The 17,032-nt window shown below is 71.4% G+C and carries 15 protein-coding genes; 7 read left to right on the top strand and 8 right to left on the bottom strand.

The annotated features are described in order from the left end of the window. Positions 1-13: 13 nt before the first annotated feature. The 3 genes from EV385_RS21095 to EV385_RS21085 form a co-directional block, all read right to left on the bottom strand. Positions 14-1,609: a glycosyltransferase family 4 protein gene (locus EV385_RS21095; RefSeq protein WP_242624988.1), complete on the bottom strand. Its 1,596-nt coding sequence runs from the start codon at positions 1,607-1,609 to the stop codon at positions 14-16. Positions 1,610-1,709: 100 nt separating this feature from the next. Then, on the bottom strand, positions 1,710-2,792 hold the full coding sequence (locus EV385_RS21090) for a Gfo/Idh/MocA family protein (protein ID WP_130511020.1): 1,083 nt from the start codon (positions 2,790-2,792) through the stop codon (positions 1,710-1,712). Beyond that, the gene (locus EV385_RS21085; RefSeq protein ID WP_130511019.1) at positions 2,789-3,889 is read right to left on the bottom strand and encodes a DegT/DnrJ/EryC1/StrS family aminotransferase; all 1,101 of its coding nucleotides are present in this window, start codon (positions 3,887-3,889) and stop codon (positions 2,789-2,791) included. Before EV385_RS21085 ends, EV385_RS21090 begins: the two co-directional genes overlap by 4 nt. 295 nt (positions 3,890-4,184) lie before the next feature. On the opposite strand from EV385_RS21085, the gene EV385_RS21080 reads away from it, so the two are divergent. Beyond that, positions 4,185-6,761, top strand: a complete 2,577-nt coding sequence (locus tag EV385_RS21080; RefSeq protein WP_130511018.1) for a glycosyltransferase — start codon at positions 4,185-4,187, stop codon at positions 6,759-6,761. A gap of 7 nt (positions 6,762-6,768) precedes the next feature. Here the strand turns inward: EV385_RS21080 and EV385_RS21075 are convergent, their stop codons facing one another. Continuing rightward, entirely contained in the window at positions 6,769-7,704 is a 936-nt protein-coding gene (locus EV385_RS21075; RefSeq protein WP_130511017.1) for an aldo/keto reductase, read from the bottom strand. A 120-nt stretch (positions 7,705-7,824) separates the two neighbouring features. On the opposite strand from EV385_RS21075, the gene EV385_RS21070 reads away from it, so the two are divergent. Both EV385_RS21070 and EV385_RS21065 read left to right on the top strand, forming a co-directional pair. After that, complete coding sequence (locus tag EV385_RS21070) at positions 7,825-8,187, top strand: MerR family transcriptional regulator (protein WP_130511016.1); 363 nt, start codon at positions 7,825-7,827, stop codon at positions 8,185-8,187. Positions 8,188-8,201: 14 nt separating this feature from the next. After that, positions 8,202-8,402 (top strand): helix-turn-helix transcriptional regulator, encoded by a 201-nt coding sequence (locus EV385_RS21065; RefSeq protein WP_242624987.1) that lies wholly within the window; start codon positions 8,202-8,204, stop codon positions 8,400-8,402. 99 nt (positions 8,403-8,501) lie between these two features. Here the strand turns inward: EV385_RS21065 and EV385_RS21060 are convergent, their stop codons facing one another. Then, positions 8,502-8,969 carry a hypothetical protein gene (locus EV385_RS21060; RefSeq protein WP_130511015.1) on the bottom strand — a complete coding sequence of 156 codons (468 nt, stop codon included), beginning with the start codon at positions 8,967-8,969 and terminating at the stop codon, positions 8,502-8,504. 510 nt (positions 8,970-9,479) lie between these two features. Between EV385_RS21060 and EV385_RS21050 the strand changes: the two genes are divergently transcribed. The 4 genes from EV385_RS21050 to EV385_RS21035 all read left to right on the top strand — a co-directional run bounded on the left by EV385_RS21050 (position 9,480) and on the right by EV385_RS21035 (position 14,330). Further along, positions 9,480-9,983, top strand: a complete 504-nt coding sequence (locus tag EV385_RS21050; protein WP_242624986.1) for a CAP domain-containing protein — start codon at positions 9,480-9,482, stop codon at positions 9,981-9,983. Between the two features lie 227 nt (positions 9,984-10,210). Next, positions 10,211-12,199, top strand: coding sequence for a hypothetical protein (locus EV385_RS21045; protein WP_130511014.1), 1,989 nt, complete (start codon positions 10,211-10,213; stop codon positions 12,197-12,199). A 36-nt stretch (positions 12,200-12,235) separates the two neighbouring features. Continuing rightward, the gene (locus EV385_RS21040) at positions 12,236-13,882 is read left to right on the top strand and encodes an ABC transporter substrate-binding protein (protein ID WP_130511013.1); all 1,647 of its coding nucleotides are present in this window, start codon (positions 12,236-12,238) and stop codon (positions 13,880-13,882) included. A 181-nt stretch (positions 13,883-14,063) separates the two neighbouring features. Beyond that, positions 14,064-14,330: a hypothetical protein gene (locus EV385_RS21035; RefSeq protein ID WP_130511012.1), complete on the top strand. Its 267-nt coding sequence runs from the start codon at positions 14,064-14,066 to the stop codon at positions 14,328-14,330. Here the strand turns inward: EV385_RS21035 and EV385_RS21030 are convergent. The 3 genes from EV385_RS21030 to EV385_RS21020 form a co-directional block, all read right to left on the bottom strand. Further along, positions 14,288-14,821: a GNAT family N-acetyltransferase gene (locus EV385_RS21030; RefSeq protein WP_207229889.1), complete on the bottom strand. Its 534-nt coding sequence runs from the start codon at positions 14,819-14,821 to the stop codon at positions 14,288-14,290. The two genes, EV385_RS21035 and EV385_RS21030, sit on opposite strands and share 43 nt — an antisense overlap. A 46-nt stretch (positions 14,822-14,867) precedes the next feature. Beyond that, positions 14,868-16,739, bottom strand: coding sequence for a RiPP maturation radical SAM C-methyltransferase (locus EV385_RS21025; RefSeq protein ID WP_242624985.1), 1,872 nt, complete (start codon positions 16,737-16,739; stop codon positions 14,868-14,870). 62 nt (positions 16,740-16,801) lie between these two features. Next, complete coding sequence (locus EV385_RS21020; protein ID WP_130511011.1) at positions 16,802-17,029, bottom strand: hypothetical protein; 228 nt, start codon at positions 17,027-17,029, stop codon at positions 16,802-16,804. Positions 17,030-17,032 lie beyond the last annotated feature (3 nt).

Genomic DNA, 17,032 nt, shown 5'->3' with positions numbered 1-17,032 from the left:
GCAGGTTGCGCGCTCAGGCCAGCGACTGCGCCGGGGCGTCGGCGCGCCCGGTGCGGGCCGCGGGCGCGGCGGTGGCGTCGCGGGGTACGACGCGCTCGTACACCTCGTCGAGGACGCGCGCCTGGGCCTGCCAGGTCCAGTTCTCCAGCAGCCCGGGCCGGTCGTACGCCGCCCGGTAGCGGGCCGGGTCGGCCAGGACGGCGCGTACCGCGCGGGTGAAGTCCGCGACGTCCTCGGCCCGGAACACCTCCCCGTTGCCGGTCTGCCGGGTCGTCTCGGCCATGACGCGCATGTCGCTGACGACGATCGGCAGGCGGGCGTGGGAGTACTCGAAGTACTTGGTGATGAGGGCGATCTCATGGTTGGCGCAGTGATGGATCGGGATCACGCCGACGTCGGCGCCGGACAGCAACCGCACGACGTGCCAGTGCGGTACGTAGGACAGGACGTGGACCCGGTCCGCGACGCCCAGCTCACCGGCCCGCTGCCGCAGCGTGGCGATGAAAGGGCTGGTGCGGTTGCTGACGACGAAGGCGACGTGCGCCCCGTCCAGCTCCGGCAGGGCCTCGACCATCACCCGCAGGCCGCGTTGCGCGGCGGCCGCTCCGCTGTAGACCAGCAACGGGGTGTCCGGGCCGACGCGGCACCGGGCGCGCAGATCGGGCACCTCGTGGTCGCCGGGCGGCACGTGATCCTGGGCCGGCGCGTTGAGCACCACGGCCGGGAGTTGCGGGAGCTGGTACTGCTGCTGCAACAGCTCGGCGAGGCCGGTGGAGACGGTGATGGTGGCGTCCGCGTACGGCACGTACTCGCGCTCGGCGGACAGATTGGCCGGCAGCCAGCGGTGGTCGTTGCGCCGGGGCAGGAGGCCCGCAAGGTACTCGTGGGCGTCCCAGACCAGCTTCACCGACCGGCCCTTCGCCCGTGCCCGGATCTTGGCGCGAGCACCGACGCCGAGCATGGCGAAGTCGTTGGCGTGGATCAGGTCAGGCTTGAGTTTGTCGATCACCGGGCCGTAGGTCAGCTCGAAGTCCCACAGCCGCGGCTCCAGCATCCGCCAGGCGCGGTCGCCCAGGAGCCGCAGCCAGAAGGCCGTGTAGAGCCGCCCCTTGGGGGTGTCGAAGTCGGCGAGGCGCGTCTGCGCCCGGATGAGCTGCCCTTGCCGGTACGCGACCCAGCGGCCCGCGATCCTGGCGAGCCGGGTCTCGGCGCCCAGCAGGGCACGCCGAGCGCCGGAGTGCGTCCCCTCGGCGATGCCCACGGCACGTCGGATGGTGATGTCGGCCTTCCAGGCGCCCACCTGCCGGACCCGGCATTCGGCGATGCCGGTCGGCGGATAGGCCAGCGGTGACCGCAGCAACCGCCGACGGCATGCCCGGGCACCTACGTTCGGGGTGCGGGGTACGGGCAGCAGGCGGACCTGCGCGGCGCCCAGTGACCAGGTGTGCGGCGAGGCGTTCGACGATCGGCCCAGCAGGATGACGTCCCAGCCGGCCTCGGCGGCGGAGCGGGCGGTCTTCTGTACCCGGGAGTCGCCCTTGACGCCGTTGTCAACCAGCATGACCACCCGACCGCGGTGGCCCGCGCCGGCCACGTCATCGATCGCCATAACTCGCCCTCCGTCGTGGGCGCGAGCGCCCCAATTCGTCTGATGTACTCGTTTTACCCCAAACGCGGTGGACGTTGGCCGCGCCGAACCGCTCCGGCGTCTATTCGTCGGCCAAGGTGGCCGTGTCCTGGGCGAGGGGGTGGCCGGGAGTGCGCTGTCGCGGGTGGCGGGTGGCGGGGTCGGCGGGTGGAACGGGCACCGTGGCGCCCTGGTGTGCGGAGGTCAGGACCGCGGCGGCGACCTCGACGGTGCGCAGACCTTCGCGCAGCGAGACGATGCCGGTCTGTTTGCCATCGACCGCGTCGCGGAACATCTCGTGTTCGACCAGCAGTGGTTCGCGTTTGGGGATGGCATAGCGGATCATGTCGCCCTGGGAGACCCCGACGAAGGTACGCAGGGCCTCCCACTCAGTGTCGATCGCGGCGTTGGCGTAGAACGTCAGGTCAGCGGTCAGCGTGTCCGCTACGTAGCAGCCCCGGTCGCCGGTGACCACGGTCGAGCGTTCCTTGAGCGGGCTCAGCCAGTTGACCAGGTGGTTGACCACGGCACCGTCGGCGAGCTGCCCGACCGCGGCCAGCATGTCCTCGTGCGGGCGGCCACTGCGCGACGCGGTCCGCGCCGCGATCGACACGTACGGCTGACCGGTGACCCAGCCGGTGAGGTCGATGTCGTGGGTGGCCAGGTCCAGCACCACCCCCACGTCGGAGATCCGGTGCGGGTACGGGCCCTGCCGGCGGGTGACCACCTGGAAAACCTCACCCAGTTCGCTGGCCTCCAGCCGGGTCTGCAGGCTGCGCAACGCCGGGTTGTACCGCTCGATGTGCCCCACCCCGGCGACCAGCCCGCGCGACTCGAACGCCTCGACCAGGTGCCGGGCCTCCCCCACCGACAACGCCAGCGGCTTCTCGATCAGCGCGCACACCCCGTGGCCGGCCAGCTCCAACCCGACCTGCTCGTGCCACGCCGTCGGGCAGGCCACCACCGCATAGTCCAGCCCCAGCGCGAGCAGGTCCGCCAGATCGGTCACCACCGGCACCGGCAGAGTCCCGCCCGGGTCACCGGCCGGGTCCTGTACCCCGACGAAGTCCACCCCGTCCAACCCCGCCAGCACCCGCGCGTGATTGCGGCCCATCGCGCCCAGCCCGATCAGCCCGGCCCGCAGCCGGCGCCCGCCCGCCCTCACGCCGCCACCCGCACCGCGTTGACCGCCACCGCGATCCGCTCCAGCTCGGCCTGCGTCAACGACGGGAACACCGGCAACGACAACACCTGCCGCGCCGCCCGCTCGGTCTCCGGCAACTCCCCTCGCACCCCCGGCGAGTCCCGGAACGGCCGCAACCGGTGGATCGGCGTCGGGTAGTACACCCCCGTGCCCACCCCCCGCTCCCGCAACTCCTGCGCGACCGCGTCGCGGTCACCGTCGACCCGCACCGTGTACTGGTGATAGACGTGCGACACCCCGTCCGCCACCGGCGGGGTCGCCACCGCGGTCAGCGTGGCGTCGAAGAACTTCGCGTGCGCCCGCCGCTGCCGCGTCCACTGCGGCAACTGCCGCAACTGCTCCCGCCCGATCGCGGCGGCCACATCCGTCAACCGGACGTTCGCACCGACGATCTCGTTGGCGTACCGCTGCTCCATCCCCTGATTCCGCAACAATCGCAACCGGCGGGCCAGGTCGGCATCGCCGGTGGCGACCATTCCGCCCTCCAGCGAGTGCATGTTCTTCGTCGGATAGAAGCTGAAACACCCCGCGTCCCCGAACGTCCCCACCGGACGTCCATGCAACGCCGCCGCGTGCGCCTGACACGCGTCCTCCACCACCGCCAGCCCATGCCGTTGCGCGATCGGCATGATCTGGTCCATCGCGGCGGGATGCCCGTACAGATGCACCGGAAGGATCGCCACCGTCCGCGCCGTCACCGCCGCGGCCACCGCCGCCGGGTCCAGGCAGAAGCTGTCCGCCTCGATATCGGCGAACACCGGTTCCGCACCCACCAGCCGCACCGCGTTCGCCGTCGCCGCGAAGGAGAACGACGGCACCACCACCTCGTCACCGGGACCCACACCCAACCCCAGCAGGCACAGATACAGCGCCGAGGTCCCCGAGTTCACTGCCACGCAGTGCCGGCCCCCGACCACCTCGGAGAATTCCTCCTCGAACGCCGCCACCTCGGGCCCCTGCACCACCATCCCCGAGCGCAACACCCGAACGGCAGCCTCGATCTCCCGCTCACCGATCACCGGCCGCGCGGCCGGGATCGGTTCAAAGGCCCCAGACATGGCACCCTTCCTGTCGAAGCTCACCGTCCACGCGACGGTGCTGATGGTGGAAAGCGCGCACCGCGGAGAATCCGGCAGACGCTACTGAAACCAACGACCCGAGGGTCGTTGAGATCCGGAGCCGGCCGCGCACCAGGACGCGTCGGACCCCAGGTACGGAACGGCCGGGCAGTTCTGCGCCTCGAACGGGGGAAGTCGCCCCGCCGCACCCGCGCTCGCGGGTCGGTCGTTGAAGTCTGGACATCGGGGAGCCCCGTCGACGTTCCCGCCCGGATCTCACCGAAGGCAGCATTCATTGAACGGCTTCCGCACCGCGCCGCGCCTGGCCGTGATCGTCGCCAACAACATCACCGGCGACTCGCGGGTCCAGAAGGCCGCCATCGCCGCGGCCCGCGACGGCTGGGACGTCACCGTGGTCGGGCGCAGCCTGTCGAAGCAACGGGAAGAATCCATGATGGGGCCGGTGAAGGTCCTCCGGCTGCCCGTGCTGGACAACTACCGGCAGTATCGCCGGCGCCAGGGCCGCAACATGCGCTGCCGGTTGACCCAGGCCGGCCTGCCCGACCGGAACGCGCTCAACCGCTACCGGGGCGCGCACGACGCCTGGCGGTTGCGCCAGGAGACGCGGCTGGCGGCGGATACCGCCACCTGGCTGAATCCGAGCCGCCGGGCGTGGATGAGAATGCGCCACGACGTCTACCGCCTGCGCAACCGGCTGTGGCGGTGGGAGGAGGACCGGATCTCCGCCGCCGGTGCCGCGACCGGCGACTGGCGCCGGGACGTACCCGAACAGGTGGACCGCGATCTCGCGTTCGTACCGGTACTGGTGGACCTGGCGCCGGACGTCATCCACGCCAACGACATCACCACGATCAGCACGGCCGCCCAGGCCGTCGTCCGGCTGCGCCGTGGCGGACACCGGGTGAACTGGCTCTACGACGCGCACGAGTACGTCCGGGGGTTCGAATGGACCCGGCCACAGCATGCACACGGCTTCCCGGCGATGGAACGCGAATTCATCCACCGCGCCGACGCCGTGGTCACGGTCTCACCCCAGCTGGCGGAACTGCTGCGCGAAGCGTACGACCTGGCGCAGGCACCGCTGGTCGTACGGAACGCCCCGATCCAGGAGGTGATCGGCGCTGGCGACACGGCCGTGTCGGTGCGGCAGGCCGCGGGCCTCGGCGCCGGAGTGCCGCTGCTGGTGTACGCCGGCTGGATCGGCCCCGAACGCGGACTGGGCACGGCGATCCGCGCCCTGCCCGCCCTGCCCGGCTTCCACCTGGCGATCGTGGCCAACCGCCACAACGCGGAACTGCGGGCGCTGCTGGGCGACGCCGTCGAGCGGGGCGTGCGCGACCGGGTGCACGTGGTGCCGTACGTCGCCCAGCACCTCGTGCCCGACTACCTGGCCTCGGCGGACCTGGGGATCGTCTGCTTCAGACACACCCCCAACTGCGAGGTCTCCCTACCCACCAAGGTGCCCGAGTATCTGCACGCCCGGCTGCCCCTGGTTGTCAGCGACATCCGAGTCGTGGGCGACTTCGTACGGCAGCACGGCTTCGGTGAGGTGTTCACCGCCGAGGACGAGCGGAGCTTCGCCGAAGCCGTCTCGCGTGCCCACGCCGGGCGCGCCGCCCTGGCCGCACGGATCACCGAGGACGTGCTCCGGGACCTGTCCTGGGAGCATCAGAGCGGCGGGCTGGTGCAGCTGTACCGGCACATCGCTCCGCGCACCCCCGAAACCACCCGCCCGACGGTGTCCTGGACGGTGCGCGAGAGCGCCGAGACACCGGCCCAGACCGATCCGGCCACCCGGGGCTGGCGCCCACTGGCGAGCACCGGGACCCGGCTGGGCGTCGGGCCCGCCAACTACGCGGGGCAGGCCGCCGGCTTCGCGCAGGCGGTGTGCCGCCTGCGCGACGACGTCTCCGCCGAGGTCTTCATGTACCGGTCTGCGCAGGACCGCTGCTTCCCGGCCGACGTCTACCTCGACGACGCGCAGCTGAACCAGCCCGAGCTGCAGGTCGAACAGGTACGGCGCATCCGGCGCCGGTACACCCATCTGCTCGCCGAGGCGTTCCGTCCGGTCTTCGGCCGCCTCAACGGCTACCACATCGGCGCCGACCTGCCCATGCTGGCATCGGCGGGCATCAAGGTGGCGTTGCTGGCGCACGGCACCGAGGTGCGCGATCCGGCGCGGCACCTCGCCGAGCACCCGTTCTCCCACTTCCGGGACGCCGAGCCGGACCGGGTCGCGAACCTCACCGCCATCACCGAACGGAACCGGCGGGTGGCCGAGCAGAGCGGCTTACCGGTGTACGTGACAACGCCCGACCTGCTCGACGACCTGCCCTGGGCGACCTGGACGCCGCTGGTCGTCGACGTCGACGCCTGGTACTGCGACCGGCCGGTGATGGAGCGGGTCCGTCCCGTCGTGCTGCTCGCCCCGTCGGCCCGCTGGACGAAGGGCACCGATCGCGTCCTGCCGGTGCTGGAGGATCTGGACCGCCGAGGCGCGATCGAGCTGCGGCTGGCCGAGCAGGTGCAGTGGGCCGAGATGCGGAAACAGATCCACGACGCCGACGTGGTCATCGACCAGTTCACCACCGGCGCGTACGGTGCCCTGTCGTGTGAGGCGATGGCGGCCGGGCGCGTCGTCGTGGCGTACCTGAGTGACCGGGTGAAGGCGGTCGCCGGAGCGGACCTGCCGATCGTCGAGGCGACCCCGGACACGCTGGCCACCGCGCTGCAGAGTCTGATCGACGACCGCGACCACGCGGCGAAGACCGGCGCGGCGTCACGGGAGTTCGCGGTGACTCACCACAACGGCGAACGCACCGCCCGGGCGCTGTCGGACTTCCTGACCTAGGGTCACCCTACCGCGCCGCGTCCAGCCGAGCCCGCAGCTCCGGATCGAGCGTGAGGGCGGCCGCGTCCATCACCTCGTCGAGCCGGTCGAGGGTGCTGGCGCCGACGATCGGGAAGACCGGCGGGTCGCCGCCGAGCAGCCACGCCAGCACGACCTGGTTGCGGGTGACACCCAGATCCCGGGCCACCTCCGCGAGGGCCGCCAGGCGACGGGTCGTGCCGGGATGGTCGTAGGCCTGCTCCAGCGGCCGATCCGCGCGGCTGTACCCCCCGTTCAACAGCGTCGAGTACGCCCAGAGCTCGAGCTCCGGGTCAGCCCGCACATAGTCCAGCGTCTCCGGGAAGACCATCCGGTGCGACGTCGCCTCCAACGCCGCCCCAGGACGCGGCTGCACGTACGAATAGCGCAGTTGCATGGCCGTCCAGCCGGGGACGTCGCGCGCGGCGGCGAGGCCCCGGGCGCGCTCGACCCGCCAGGCGGGAGTGTTCGACGCGCCGAGGCGACGGACCTTGCCCGCAGCCGCCAGTTCCGCGAAGACACTCACCGTGTCGGCCAGCTCCACCGACCGATCCTCGATGTGCGCCCAGTACATGTCCACGTGATCCACGCCGAGCCGCCGCAGGCTCGCGCCCATGGCCGCGCCCACCGCCGCACGGGTCAGGCCCTCCGGCGCGTCCAACCCACGGGTCGCGTCCGTGGGCTGCGCGCCGGCCTTGGTGCTGAGCAGGATGCGCGCACGCATCCCCGGGCGCGCCGCCAACCAGCGGCCGATCACCTGTTCGCTCTGGCCACCGAAGCCGGAGGGATGCAACCAGAATGCGTAGTTGTTCGCGGTGTCGATCCACCGGCCACCTCGCTGCACGAAGCGGTCGAGCAGGGCGAAGGAATCCGCCTCACCGATCCGGGTACCGAACAGCATCGCTCCGAGCACGATCTCAGCCATGCCGACGATCGTGGTCCCTGGAGCGCGCTCCAGGTCAAGCGAACGTTGGAGACTTCAGGTCCGTTCCGCGCCGGAACTCTTCAACACCCCGATGTGGACACCGTCGGCACAATCGATGCCATGTCGTCCTCCTACACGCCCGGCGAGACCGCCCACCGGACCGGCTTCAGCCTGGACACCTTGCGCTACTACGAGCGGATCGGGCTCCTGGCCGGTGTCGGCCGCACGCCGGGCGGGCAACGCCAGTACAGCGACGATGACCTCGGGTTGCTGGAGGTCCTGCGCTGCCTGCGGGAGACCGGCATGCCGATCCACCGGATGCGTGAGTTCGCCGACCTGTGCCGCGCGGAGGACACCATCACCGAACGCATCGACCTCCTTGAGGAGCACGACCGCGATGTCCGCCAGCGCATCGCAACCCTGCAGTCCCAGCGCACCCGCCTGCGGGAGAAGATCGCCTACTACCGGGACGCCCACTCGTGATCGGAGGGCCCTCGTTGCTGGACGAGGTCATGGTGGCCGCCGAGATCGCCGACTGCCTCGGCGTCTCGCGTCAGCGCGTGGCCGTTCAGGTCGAGCGAAGCGACTTTCCCATGCCTATCGCACGCCTGTCGGTGGGCAGGATGTGGCGCACATCCGACGTCCGCCAATGGGCCGCCAGCAGATCACATCGGGTCCACGAGGACGAGCGGGAATAGCCGCACCTTCACGCCAGGTGCGGTCGTCGTCGCCCTGCCAAACGCTCACGCCCGTACGGCCGGCTGCTCGCCGTGGACGGTGGGCTCGGTGGTGTCGATTCAGCCCCGCATGACGCGCCGCTCGCCGCCCTCGTTGTCGCGGTAGTACACACGCAGCCGGTAGCCGTCCGGAACGACCGACAACGCGACGTCGCCGAGGGTGACCAGGTCCGGTCGCCCGGCGAGCCACGTCGTGACCCGGCCGAAGACCTCGGCCGGCGTGCCGCCCGTGAACGAGGCACATCGCGCCCAGTCCTCCCGCTCGTCACCGGGCGGCGAAGGGTACCGGTCCGCCCCGGGAGTCTGCGGGACGACCGGCTCGGGGCCGGTGACCACCGCCGTGGAACCCACGGGGGCGCCGTCGAGCAGCCCCTGCACGAACCAGTCGTTGATGGCCTCGTCGTACTCGACGCTCCACTCGCTGACCGGCCCGACGTCGGCGGTGATGGCGTTCTTGGCGTTGTCGAGCGCCGCGTCCAGCGTGGCGATCTCCAGGTCCGCCCCTTTGTACTCCACCAGGTACGTCATCTGTTTCCTCCCAAACAGCCCCGTGACGGCTGCCGGTGCCTACTACCCACCACCGTCGGCCCGTATGCGGCGCGGTGGCGTACGGATGCTGCGGCCAGAGGAAGATCGGCACAGCGGTCGACGGGATGGCCCGCTATATCGAGGATCTGGCACCGCAGGAGGTGCTGGTCTCCGCGCTGCTCGCGGATCCCGACGGCCGGCATCTGCGTCACGGCGCCGCGCCCAGCCTGCCCACCTTCATAAACAGGACTCGAGGGCGGAATCCGGACATCCGTACGGCCCGCGCGACCGGCACCCGGCCGGAGTGTCACGTAGTCGGCTCCGCCTCGCACCGCACCTTGCCACCCGTATGGACAGGTGGCCGCCGGCCACGCGGAAGTGGTCACCGGCCGAAAGTATGAGCTGCAACTGGTAGGCAACCCGCGCGGACCCGGGCACGCACCGCACGACCCCGAATCTTCTTCATGTGACCGGCTGACATGGGCCGGACCAAACCGGGGGAGATTCACTGTGGGTCGCAAGACGATGCGCAAGGTCGCGACGATGGTCGGCGTGCTGCTCGCCGGTGCCGGTGCCTCGCTGGTCACCCTGACGGTGACCGCCGCACCCGCCCAGGCCGCCACCGTCACCACGTCCACCCTGCAGTCGCAACTGGTGACCTACACCAACAACACCCGCGTCCGGGCCGGCTGCAAGCCCATCCGCGTCGACAGCCGCCTCCTGCTGGCCTCCCGCGGCCACAGCGCCTACCAGGCCCGCACCCGCAAGATGAGCCACATCGGCGCCAACGGCTCCTCGTTCGTCACCCGCGCCCGCACCGCCGGCTACGCCTACCCGATGAGCGAGAACGTCGCCTACGGCTACACCACCGCCTCCGCCACCATGAAGGCATGGATGGCCAGCCCCGGCCACCGAGCCAACATTGTGGACTGCCGCGCCAAGGCCATGGCCGTCGGCGTCGTCTACGCCAGCAACGGCACCCCGTACTACACCCAGATGTTCGGCTGGACCTGATCCCCACCCCACCCACACACCCCAACGGCCCGGCCGGCACGCGACAGCGCGCCGGCCGGGCCGCTTCTTTGCACCGGAATCAGCGCGGAACCGCCACCGGGCCGGACGATCCGTACGGTCCGAACCCGAATCGCTTCCGGGTGAATATCGCTTCCGAGTTTGCCCTGGCGCGACGCTCCCGAGTAGGTATGCATGGCCGCCTTCTGTCCGCGGCTGAGGAGTGAATCGTGTTCTACGGCCGGGAGAAGCTGGAAGATCTGGTCACCGGCCTGGTCCGTGTCGACCGTGACCAGGCCGTACCCATGTCGGCCGGACCGGTCGTCGCGCTGGAAGGTTCCGGCGGGTCCGGTCGCAGCGCCGCGCTGCGTTTCCTCGCCGATCAGCATGCCGCCGCCCTCCCGGTGGCGATCGTCGACGCGGTGGCGGACGCCGGGAGGACGGCCACCTTCGACGAGGTCTCGATCCTGCTGCTGTCGGCCGCCTCGGAACTGGCCCAGCCCCCGGCCGGGTTCGGCCGGATCCCGTTCCACCGGTTGTTCCTCGGGCACCTGGCACTGGCTCAGCCGATCGACCCGGACGCCACCCCCGAGCAGCGGCACGCCGCCATGGCAACGGCCCTCAAGAGCTACCGCAAGCGGCGCGCGGGCGCCGAACTGATCGGCCAGGTGCTGTCCGAAGTGGCCGTGGGCGCCCTGGATCACGCCGGTGGCAACGCCGTGCCGGGCCTCGGCTCGGCGTTGCGGCCGCTGACCGCCGCCCTGACCCGGACCCGGTTGACCCGCGGCTCCGCCCTGAAGGACGCCGAACAGTGGTACGCCGATCAACTGACCGACGGACGGAAGACCCCCGCGGCCGCCCTGGCCCGCCTGCACCGGTGGTGGCAGTCCGAGGCGGCCCGGGGCCAGGTCGAGGAGGTCCTGGTCCGCGCGTTCCTGGCGGATCTGCGGGCGGCCGCCGCGCGACGCCGCTCCGGCTGGCGGCGCTGGCGGGCGGAACTGCTGCTGGACAACGCGGACAGCCCGGCGGGGCAGCGGCTGCTGGCGCTGCTCTTCGACGCGCGGGCGGCGGCGCCCACACCGTTGGTGGTCGTCGCGGCCAGTGGCGGTGAGTCGTTGCCCGCCCCGGTCGCCTGCGCGGCGGAGCACAGCCGCGCGCTGTCCGAGGTGGAGGCCGCCGGGTTGGCCCGCGACGAGCTGCACGCGCTGCGGTGGCTGCGGATCACGTTGCCGCCGTTGACCCGCGCCGAGACGATCGCCGCCGTCGCCGACCGGGAGATCTTCGACCAGGTCGGGGTGCACCGGGTCGCCCGGGTCACGCACCGGCTGGCCGACGGGCACCCGCTGGCCGGCGTACTCATCCTTGATGCCCTGGGTCGCCAGACCGACCTGCTCCAGAACGTCGACAAGCTGCTGGACGGCGAACCCGTCGACCCGGACGCCCACCGGGCGCGGTCGCTGGCCGACGAGATCCTGCTGGAGATGACCGAGCGGACCCACGCCACGATCCGGCCCAGCGGCTCGTTCCGGGACACCCTCGTGACCCTCGCCGCCGCGCGGGATCTGGAGGATGCGGACCGGCTGACCCAGACGGAGCATCTGCGTTCGGCGCGACAGCAGGATCTGCGCCTGGCGTTGAGCGACACGTTGTGGTCCCGGACCGCACCGGGCGGAGCGCGGCGCCTGGCGGCGCCGGCGCGCTTCCTCGCGCTGCGCGAGCTCGCCGCCCGGCCGGGGGGCCATCCGCATTCCTGGGCGGCGGTTTTCCGTACGCTGCTGACGCTGGCCGACGACGGCCTGGCGACCGCCGAGCCGGAGCGACTGCTCGGCGCCCGCACGGCGTCGTTGCACTACCAGCTGGCGCTGGGCGAGGTCCGCTCCGTCGCGGTGACGCTCGCGCACCTGCTGCCGGGGCTGAGCGCGCCCGCCTGGCTGGGCGTGCTCGACGACATCGTGGCCACCCCGGACCCGCTGGACCCGTTGTCGGGCGCCGCCGACGAGCTGGCCGGGTTCCTCGATCCCCTCCAACTGGCCATCGGACGCCTCCTGATCGGGTTGCGGCGGCTGGGCGATCCCCGACTGACCGACCCGGAGGTCGTCGCCGACCTGCGCCTGCTCGTCGCCGACCAGTACCGGGACGTGGCCCGCGCCGCCACCCACCAGTCCCGGGAGTACCGCAACCGGGCCGCCCGGTACGAGCTGCCCGACGACGAGCACTGACCGCCCGCTTCGACCGTCACCGAAAGGGTGGACGTCATGCCCGCCAGCACCACCGGCCGTCCCGGCCTGAGCCCGTCCCGGCCGCTGTGGCGACGCCCCGTCACGTGGCTCGTCATCGCGGGGGTGCTGGTGGCGGCGCTGGCCATCACCGCGGTACGCCTGCAGCCCCGCCACTGGAACGCCTGCCACGGCTTCTCCCGCGAATACCTGCACGTGTGGTCCCGCGACGGCGACTGCGTCGGGGTCACCGACGGCGCCACCCCGATCGACGCGGCGTTCGGCGCGCAGCTCGGTGGACGCTTCGGCGCCCTGCTCGACGCCATCCGCGCGGAAAACGAGCGGGTCGAGTCCGGCCGCGTCGACACTCCGGGCAGCGACACCGACTGCACCAGCACCGCCGGTGAGGCGGTGGATGTCGCCGCGCTCGCGCCGTGGCGCTCCGACCTGGCGGGCGGACGGGCCATTCACCAACTGGCGGGAATGTACGTCGCCCAGTGGCGGGCGAACCACCTGCGCCAGCCGGGCGGGTGCGTGCCGTTCATCCGGCTGCTGGTCGCCGACCCGGGCCGGGACATGAACGGCTGGTCGGAGGTGGTGGACGAGCTGTCCACGTACGACCGCCTGGTCGCGGTGGTGGGGCTGGCGCTCAGCCGTACCCAGATGATCGAGGCGGCGCGGACGTTGAACGGCCGTGGCATCCCGGTGGTCGCGGATGTGGTCACCGCGGACGGCTTCGACCGCAGCAACTTCGCGGGTGTCCCCGAGGTCTGCCACCCGCAGAGCGGGACCGGCAAGCTGACCCAGTTCTACCGGATCGCCTACCCGAATCAGCGGTACTTCGCGCAGCTCGGCGCCTACCTGACGGGGGTGGATCTGCTCGGGCGGGGTCGCGCCGTGCAGGTCACCCAGGCCGGGTACGACTCCGACCAGTTCACCTGCACCAACGTCGAGCACGTCAACCGGCTGCTCGAGCCGGCGCCCGATCCGATCACCTTCGAGCTGAGCGGCAACGGCAAGGACGCGACCGGCCAGATCTTCACCAAGGTGTCGCCGATCTGCACCGATCCCGCCGTACGCACGGTGTTCTACACGGCGCGGGCGGTCGACCTGGCGACGTTCGTCGTGGCGATGAACCGGGCATGCCCGCGCGGCATCACGATCGCCGCGGGTACGGACACGACCCGGCTGCTCACCCCGGAGACGTCGCACGCGCTGGAGATGCAGCGGCAGGACGCGCTCGAGGTGCTGCACTCCGGCAACGTCAAGCTGTACTTTCCGGCCACCAACAGCGCCGCCAGGCTCGCCGGCTCCACGGGTTTCGCCAACTTCAAGGCCGCCTACACCGGGGCGTTCGCGGGCACCGGGCACGCGGAGCTGTTCCCGTTCACGGACGCGGAGCTGGCCGACACGTGGATGGTCAACGCGCACGACGCGATGTTCGTGACCGCGGCGGCCGTGCATGCCCTGCACACCAACGGGCAGGCGTACGAGCCGGCGCACGTCGCCAGCAACCTCAGCAGTTTCGAGATCCCGGACGCGGCGCAGGGCACGTTGCGGTTCGACCGCAACGGCACCCGCGTGGGTACGCCCGTGGTGCTGCGGCTGTGCTCGGACGGCGTCGCACCGTCCACTCAGGTCGTGGTCCCGCGCCGGCTCACCGCGTGCCCGGGCGACCAGCGGTAGCCCCCGCGCTGCGCAAGCGTGATCGGCCGGAGGGCGAAGTAAACAAAGATTTTGCAATGGCACATCCACGTCCGCCCATCTCGTCGGTAGGCTTACGACGGCGCTACCGACCGTCGGCCAGATGGTTACCTAGCGCTGAACGCTGGGCGGCGGCGCTACCTGTGGTGGAGGTGGCAACCTGATGCACGACGAAGTCCTCGGCCTGCTGGATCAGCACCTGGCCGAACTGCACGCCCTGCGCGGCGAACTGGCCCGTCAGCGCACCGTCGCGCCCGGCGAACGATGGCAGGTGGCAGCGGCCACCGCCGGATCGGCCCGCCGCTACGCCCGGGCGCTGACCCTGGTGCTCGGCGACGACATCGACGACGACCAGCCGCTCCACGCCGCGACCGCGCCCTGCGGCGATCACTCCAGGGAGATCGTCGCCTCGTCGCGGAGCAGGCCGTAGAGGACCATGTCGCGCCAGATGCCGTGCCGGAAACGGACCCCGCGCAGCAGCCCCTCCCGGCGGAAACCGATGCGTTCCAACGCGGTCTGCTCGGCGAGGTTCTCCGCGTCGGTCTGCGCCTCCAGCCGGTTGGCCGTCGTGTACCGCAGCAGGTACTGCACCAGCATGCTCTGCGCCGCGGTGCCGTAGCCGCGGCCACGGTGCTCCGGCAGCAGGGCCAGGCCGATCTCGTAGCAGCCGCCGATCGGGCCGCCCCGGGTCTTCGCCTCCCAGCTGGCGATGCCGATCACGGTGTCGTCCGGGCGCACCACGGCCAGCGCCGCCGACTCCTTGCCGATGTAGCCGTCCTTCTCCCAACGGCGGCGCCGGGCGCGCGTGTCGATGAAGCCCGCCCATTCGTACGGACCCAGCGCGTCGGGGTCGGCGTCGAGCCGCTCCAGAAAGGGCAGATCGCTCTCGACGAACGGACGCAGGGCCAGTGAGTCTTGCATGCGCACCTCAGGGGATGGACGGGCGGATACGCGGAAGATCAGAATGTCACCGCGGCACACCCGCGGGCAACGCCAGCGCGAGCGCCAGCGTCTCGTCGAGCACCATCAGACCCCGGCTCGCGAACTGCGCGAACGCCTCCTGGATCTGCGGCAGGGTCAGGCTCCCGCCCAGCCGGTCGTGCACCGCGGCGGCGGTGGTGGGCCTGGTGCTGCAGGCCGTGTACAGGTCGGCGAGCGGCCCCTCGAACGTGTACGTCCCCTCGGCGCCCTCGCGGCGGCTGTCGTAGATCTGCACCAGTCCGGGCGACGACCAGAAGGTCAGCGCCGGGCGCCGCTCGGTGGACCAGGCGTGCGACCAGGCCGAGAACCCCTTCAGCAGCGGCTCGTACGCGCTGTGCGGCAGCGCGCCGGGCAGGTCGTACTCGAAGAAGTAGGCGGCTTCGCGGAGGTCCACCGAGGCGGGGTAGACGTACCGGTAGCTGGCCTCCGGGGTCTTCGTCGGTGAGTCGGTGTACAGCGGGCTGAACCGCTCGATCCACACCCGGCACGCCGCGGTCGGCGGCTGGAGGTGCACCAGGTGGGGCAGCAGGGCGGCCTGATCCGCGTAGTCCTGCTCGGTCTCGCCGGGGAAACCCCACAGCAGATTCCAGCCGACCTCGATGCCGTAGTAGCGCGCCCAGCGCAGCAGGTTGATGTTCTGCGCCGCGCGGGTGCCCTTGCGCATCAGCCGCAGCACGCGGGAACTGAGCGATTCGATGCCCGGCTGGATCTGGGTGACCCCGCCGTGCGCCAGGGTACGGACCTGGTCGCGGGTCAGGTTCGCCTTGACCTCGTAGAAGATCTCGTAGTTGACGCCTTCGTCGGCCAGGACCGGGAACAGGTCCTTCAGGTAGCCCATGTCGACGATGTTGTCGACGCCGTGGAAGTGGAAGCTGCGGTAGCGGCGGGCCTGCGTGACGAGCTCGTCGGCCATCCGCTGCGGCGACTTGGCCCGGAACGCCATCGTGGTGCCGTTGAGCCCGCAGAACGTGCAGTGGTGCTTCTCGCCCCACCAGCAGCCGCGCGACGACTCGAACGGAATCCGCACCGCGCTCGGGCCGGTCCCCGGCAGCAGACCAAACCGGCGGGCCCGCTCGAAGTACTCGGTGTAGTCCGGCACGGGCAGATCGTCGAGCTGCCGCACCGGCGGGGCGGGCGGCGTCGACACGATCCCCTCGGGCGTACGGCAGACCACGCCGGGTTCCGCGCCGGGCGGGAGACCCGCGACGAGGCGGTCGAGCAGCCGGGGCAGGGCCGTGTCGGCCTCACCGACGACCGCGAGGTCGGCGCTGGGCACGGCACGGATCCACGCCGGTCCCATCGCGCCGTCGAAGTTGGCGCCGCCGAAGAGCGTGATCACCTGCGGGTTGCGCTGCTTCAGGCGGCGGGCCAGCGCGAACGACGGCGTGTTCTGCTGGAACGTGGAGGTGAACCCGACCACCCGGACGCCGTCCCACATCGGATCGGCGGCGAGCCGGTCGAGGTACGCGGGGACGTCGACGTCCCTGGCCCGCAGCAGCCGCTGCCGCCAGTCCGCCTCGCCGTCAACGTCGCCCTCGCCGTCGCCGAGGTACTCGAGTTCGGCGGTGAAGTCGTCGAGCATGCGGTGGCCGTCGGTGTCCGGAGCGTCCGGGCCGAACGCCTCGACCGAGAACAGCCATTCGGCCACCAGGCGGGCCTTACGTTCGCCGAGCCGCCGGTAGTAGGAGGCCCCGATCTGGGCAGCGAAGTCCAGGTTGGCGTGCAGGGTTCGTACCGGGAAGCCGTGCCGCTGCAGGATCGCCCCGAGCAGGCCGAGCTGGATGGACGGCCAGTCGATGTCCATGAACGGCATCGACACGAGCACCACCGGCCACTGGGCACGGCGGGCCGGATCCACCGGGAGCGGCTCCCCCAGCGGATCCTTACCGCCGACGCCCGTCAGCGGAATGGGTACGGGAGTCAATTGACGTCGCCGGGCACGACGATCCCGCTGTTGAGGTGGGATTCCACGGCCACGCCCGGAGTGAACGCGGCCTCGAACTGCTCGCCGATCGATCCGACGTGCTCGGCCCCGGCGACACTCCCACCGAGCGCCGCGCCGAGGACGGCCCCGGCCGCGAGACCACCGATCCGCGCCGCGGTGGAACGGCGGCCCGCCTTGTCCTTGCCCTTGTCCTTCTCAGACATTCT

Origin of the sequence: Krasilnikovia cinnamomea (genome assembly GCF_004217545.1) — a bacterium.
In the GTDB taxonomy this organism is placed as follows: domain Bacteria; phylum Actinomycetota; class Actinomycetes; order Mycobacteriales; family Micromonosporaceae; genus Actinoplanes; species Actinoplanes cinnamomeus.
The sequence above is the reverse complement of the archived record's forward strand: the minus strand, read 5'-3'. Positions and strand labels throughout refer to the sequence as shown.

Coding starts and splice junctions, on each gene's coding strand:
- EV385_RS21085 (WP_130511019.1), bottom strand. CDS start 3,889: ATGTCTGGGGCCTTTGAACCGATCCCGGCCGCGCGGCCGGTGATCGGT.
- EV385_RS21020 (WP_130511011.1), bottom strand. CDS start 17,029: ATGTCTGAGAAGGACAAGGGCAAGGACAAGGCGGGCCGCCGTTCCACC.
- EV385_RS21070 (WP_130511016.1), top strand. CDS start 7,825: ATGTCGTCCTCCTACACGCCCGGCGAGACCGCCCACCGGACCGGCTTC.
- EV385_RS21030 (WP_207229889.1), bottom strand. CDS start 14,821: ATGCAAGACTCACTGGCCCTGCGTCCGTTCGTCGAGAGCGATCTGCCC.
- EV385_RS21095 (WP_242624988.1), bottom strand. CDS start 1,609: ATGGCGATCGATGACGTGGCCGGCGCGGGCCACCGCGGTCGGGTGGTC.
- EV385_RS21035 (WP_130511012.1), top strand. CDS start 14,064: ATGCACGACGAAGTCCTCGGCCTGCTGGATCAGCACCTGGCCGAACTG.
- EV385_RS21075 (WP_130511017.1), bottom strand. CDS start 7,704: ATGGCTGAGATCGTGCTCGGAGCGATGCTGTTCGGTACCCGGATCGGT.
- EV385_RS21060 (WP_130511015.1), bottom strand. CDS start 8,969: ATGACGTACCTGGTGGAGTACAAAGGGGCGGACCTGGAGATCGCCACG.
- EV385_RS21040 (WP_130511013.1), top strand. CDS start 12,236: ATGCCCGCCAGCACCACCGGCCGTCCCGGCCTGAGCCCGTCCCGGCCG.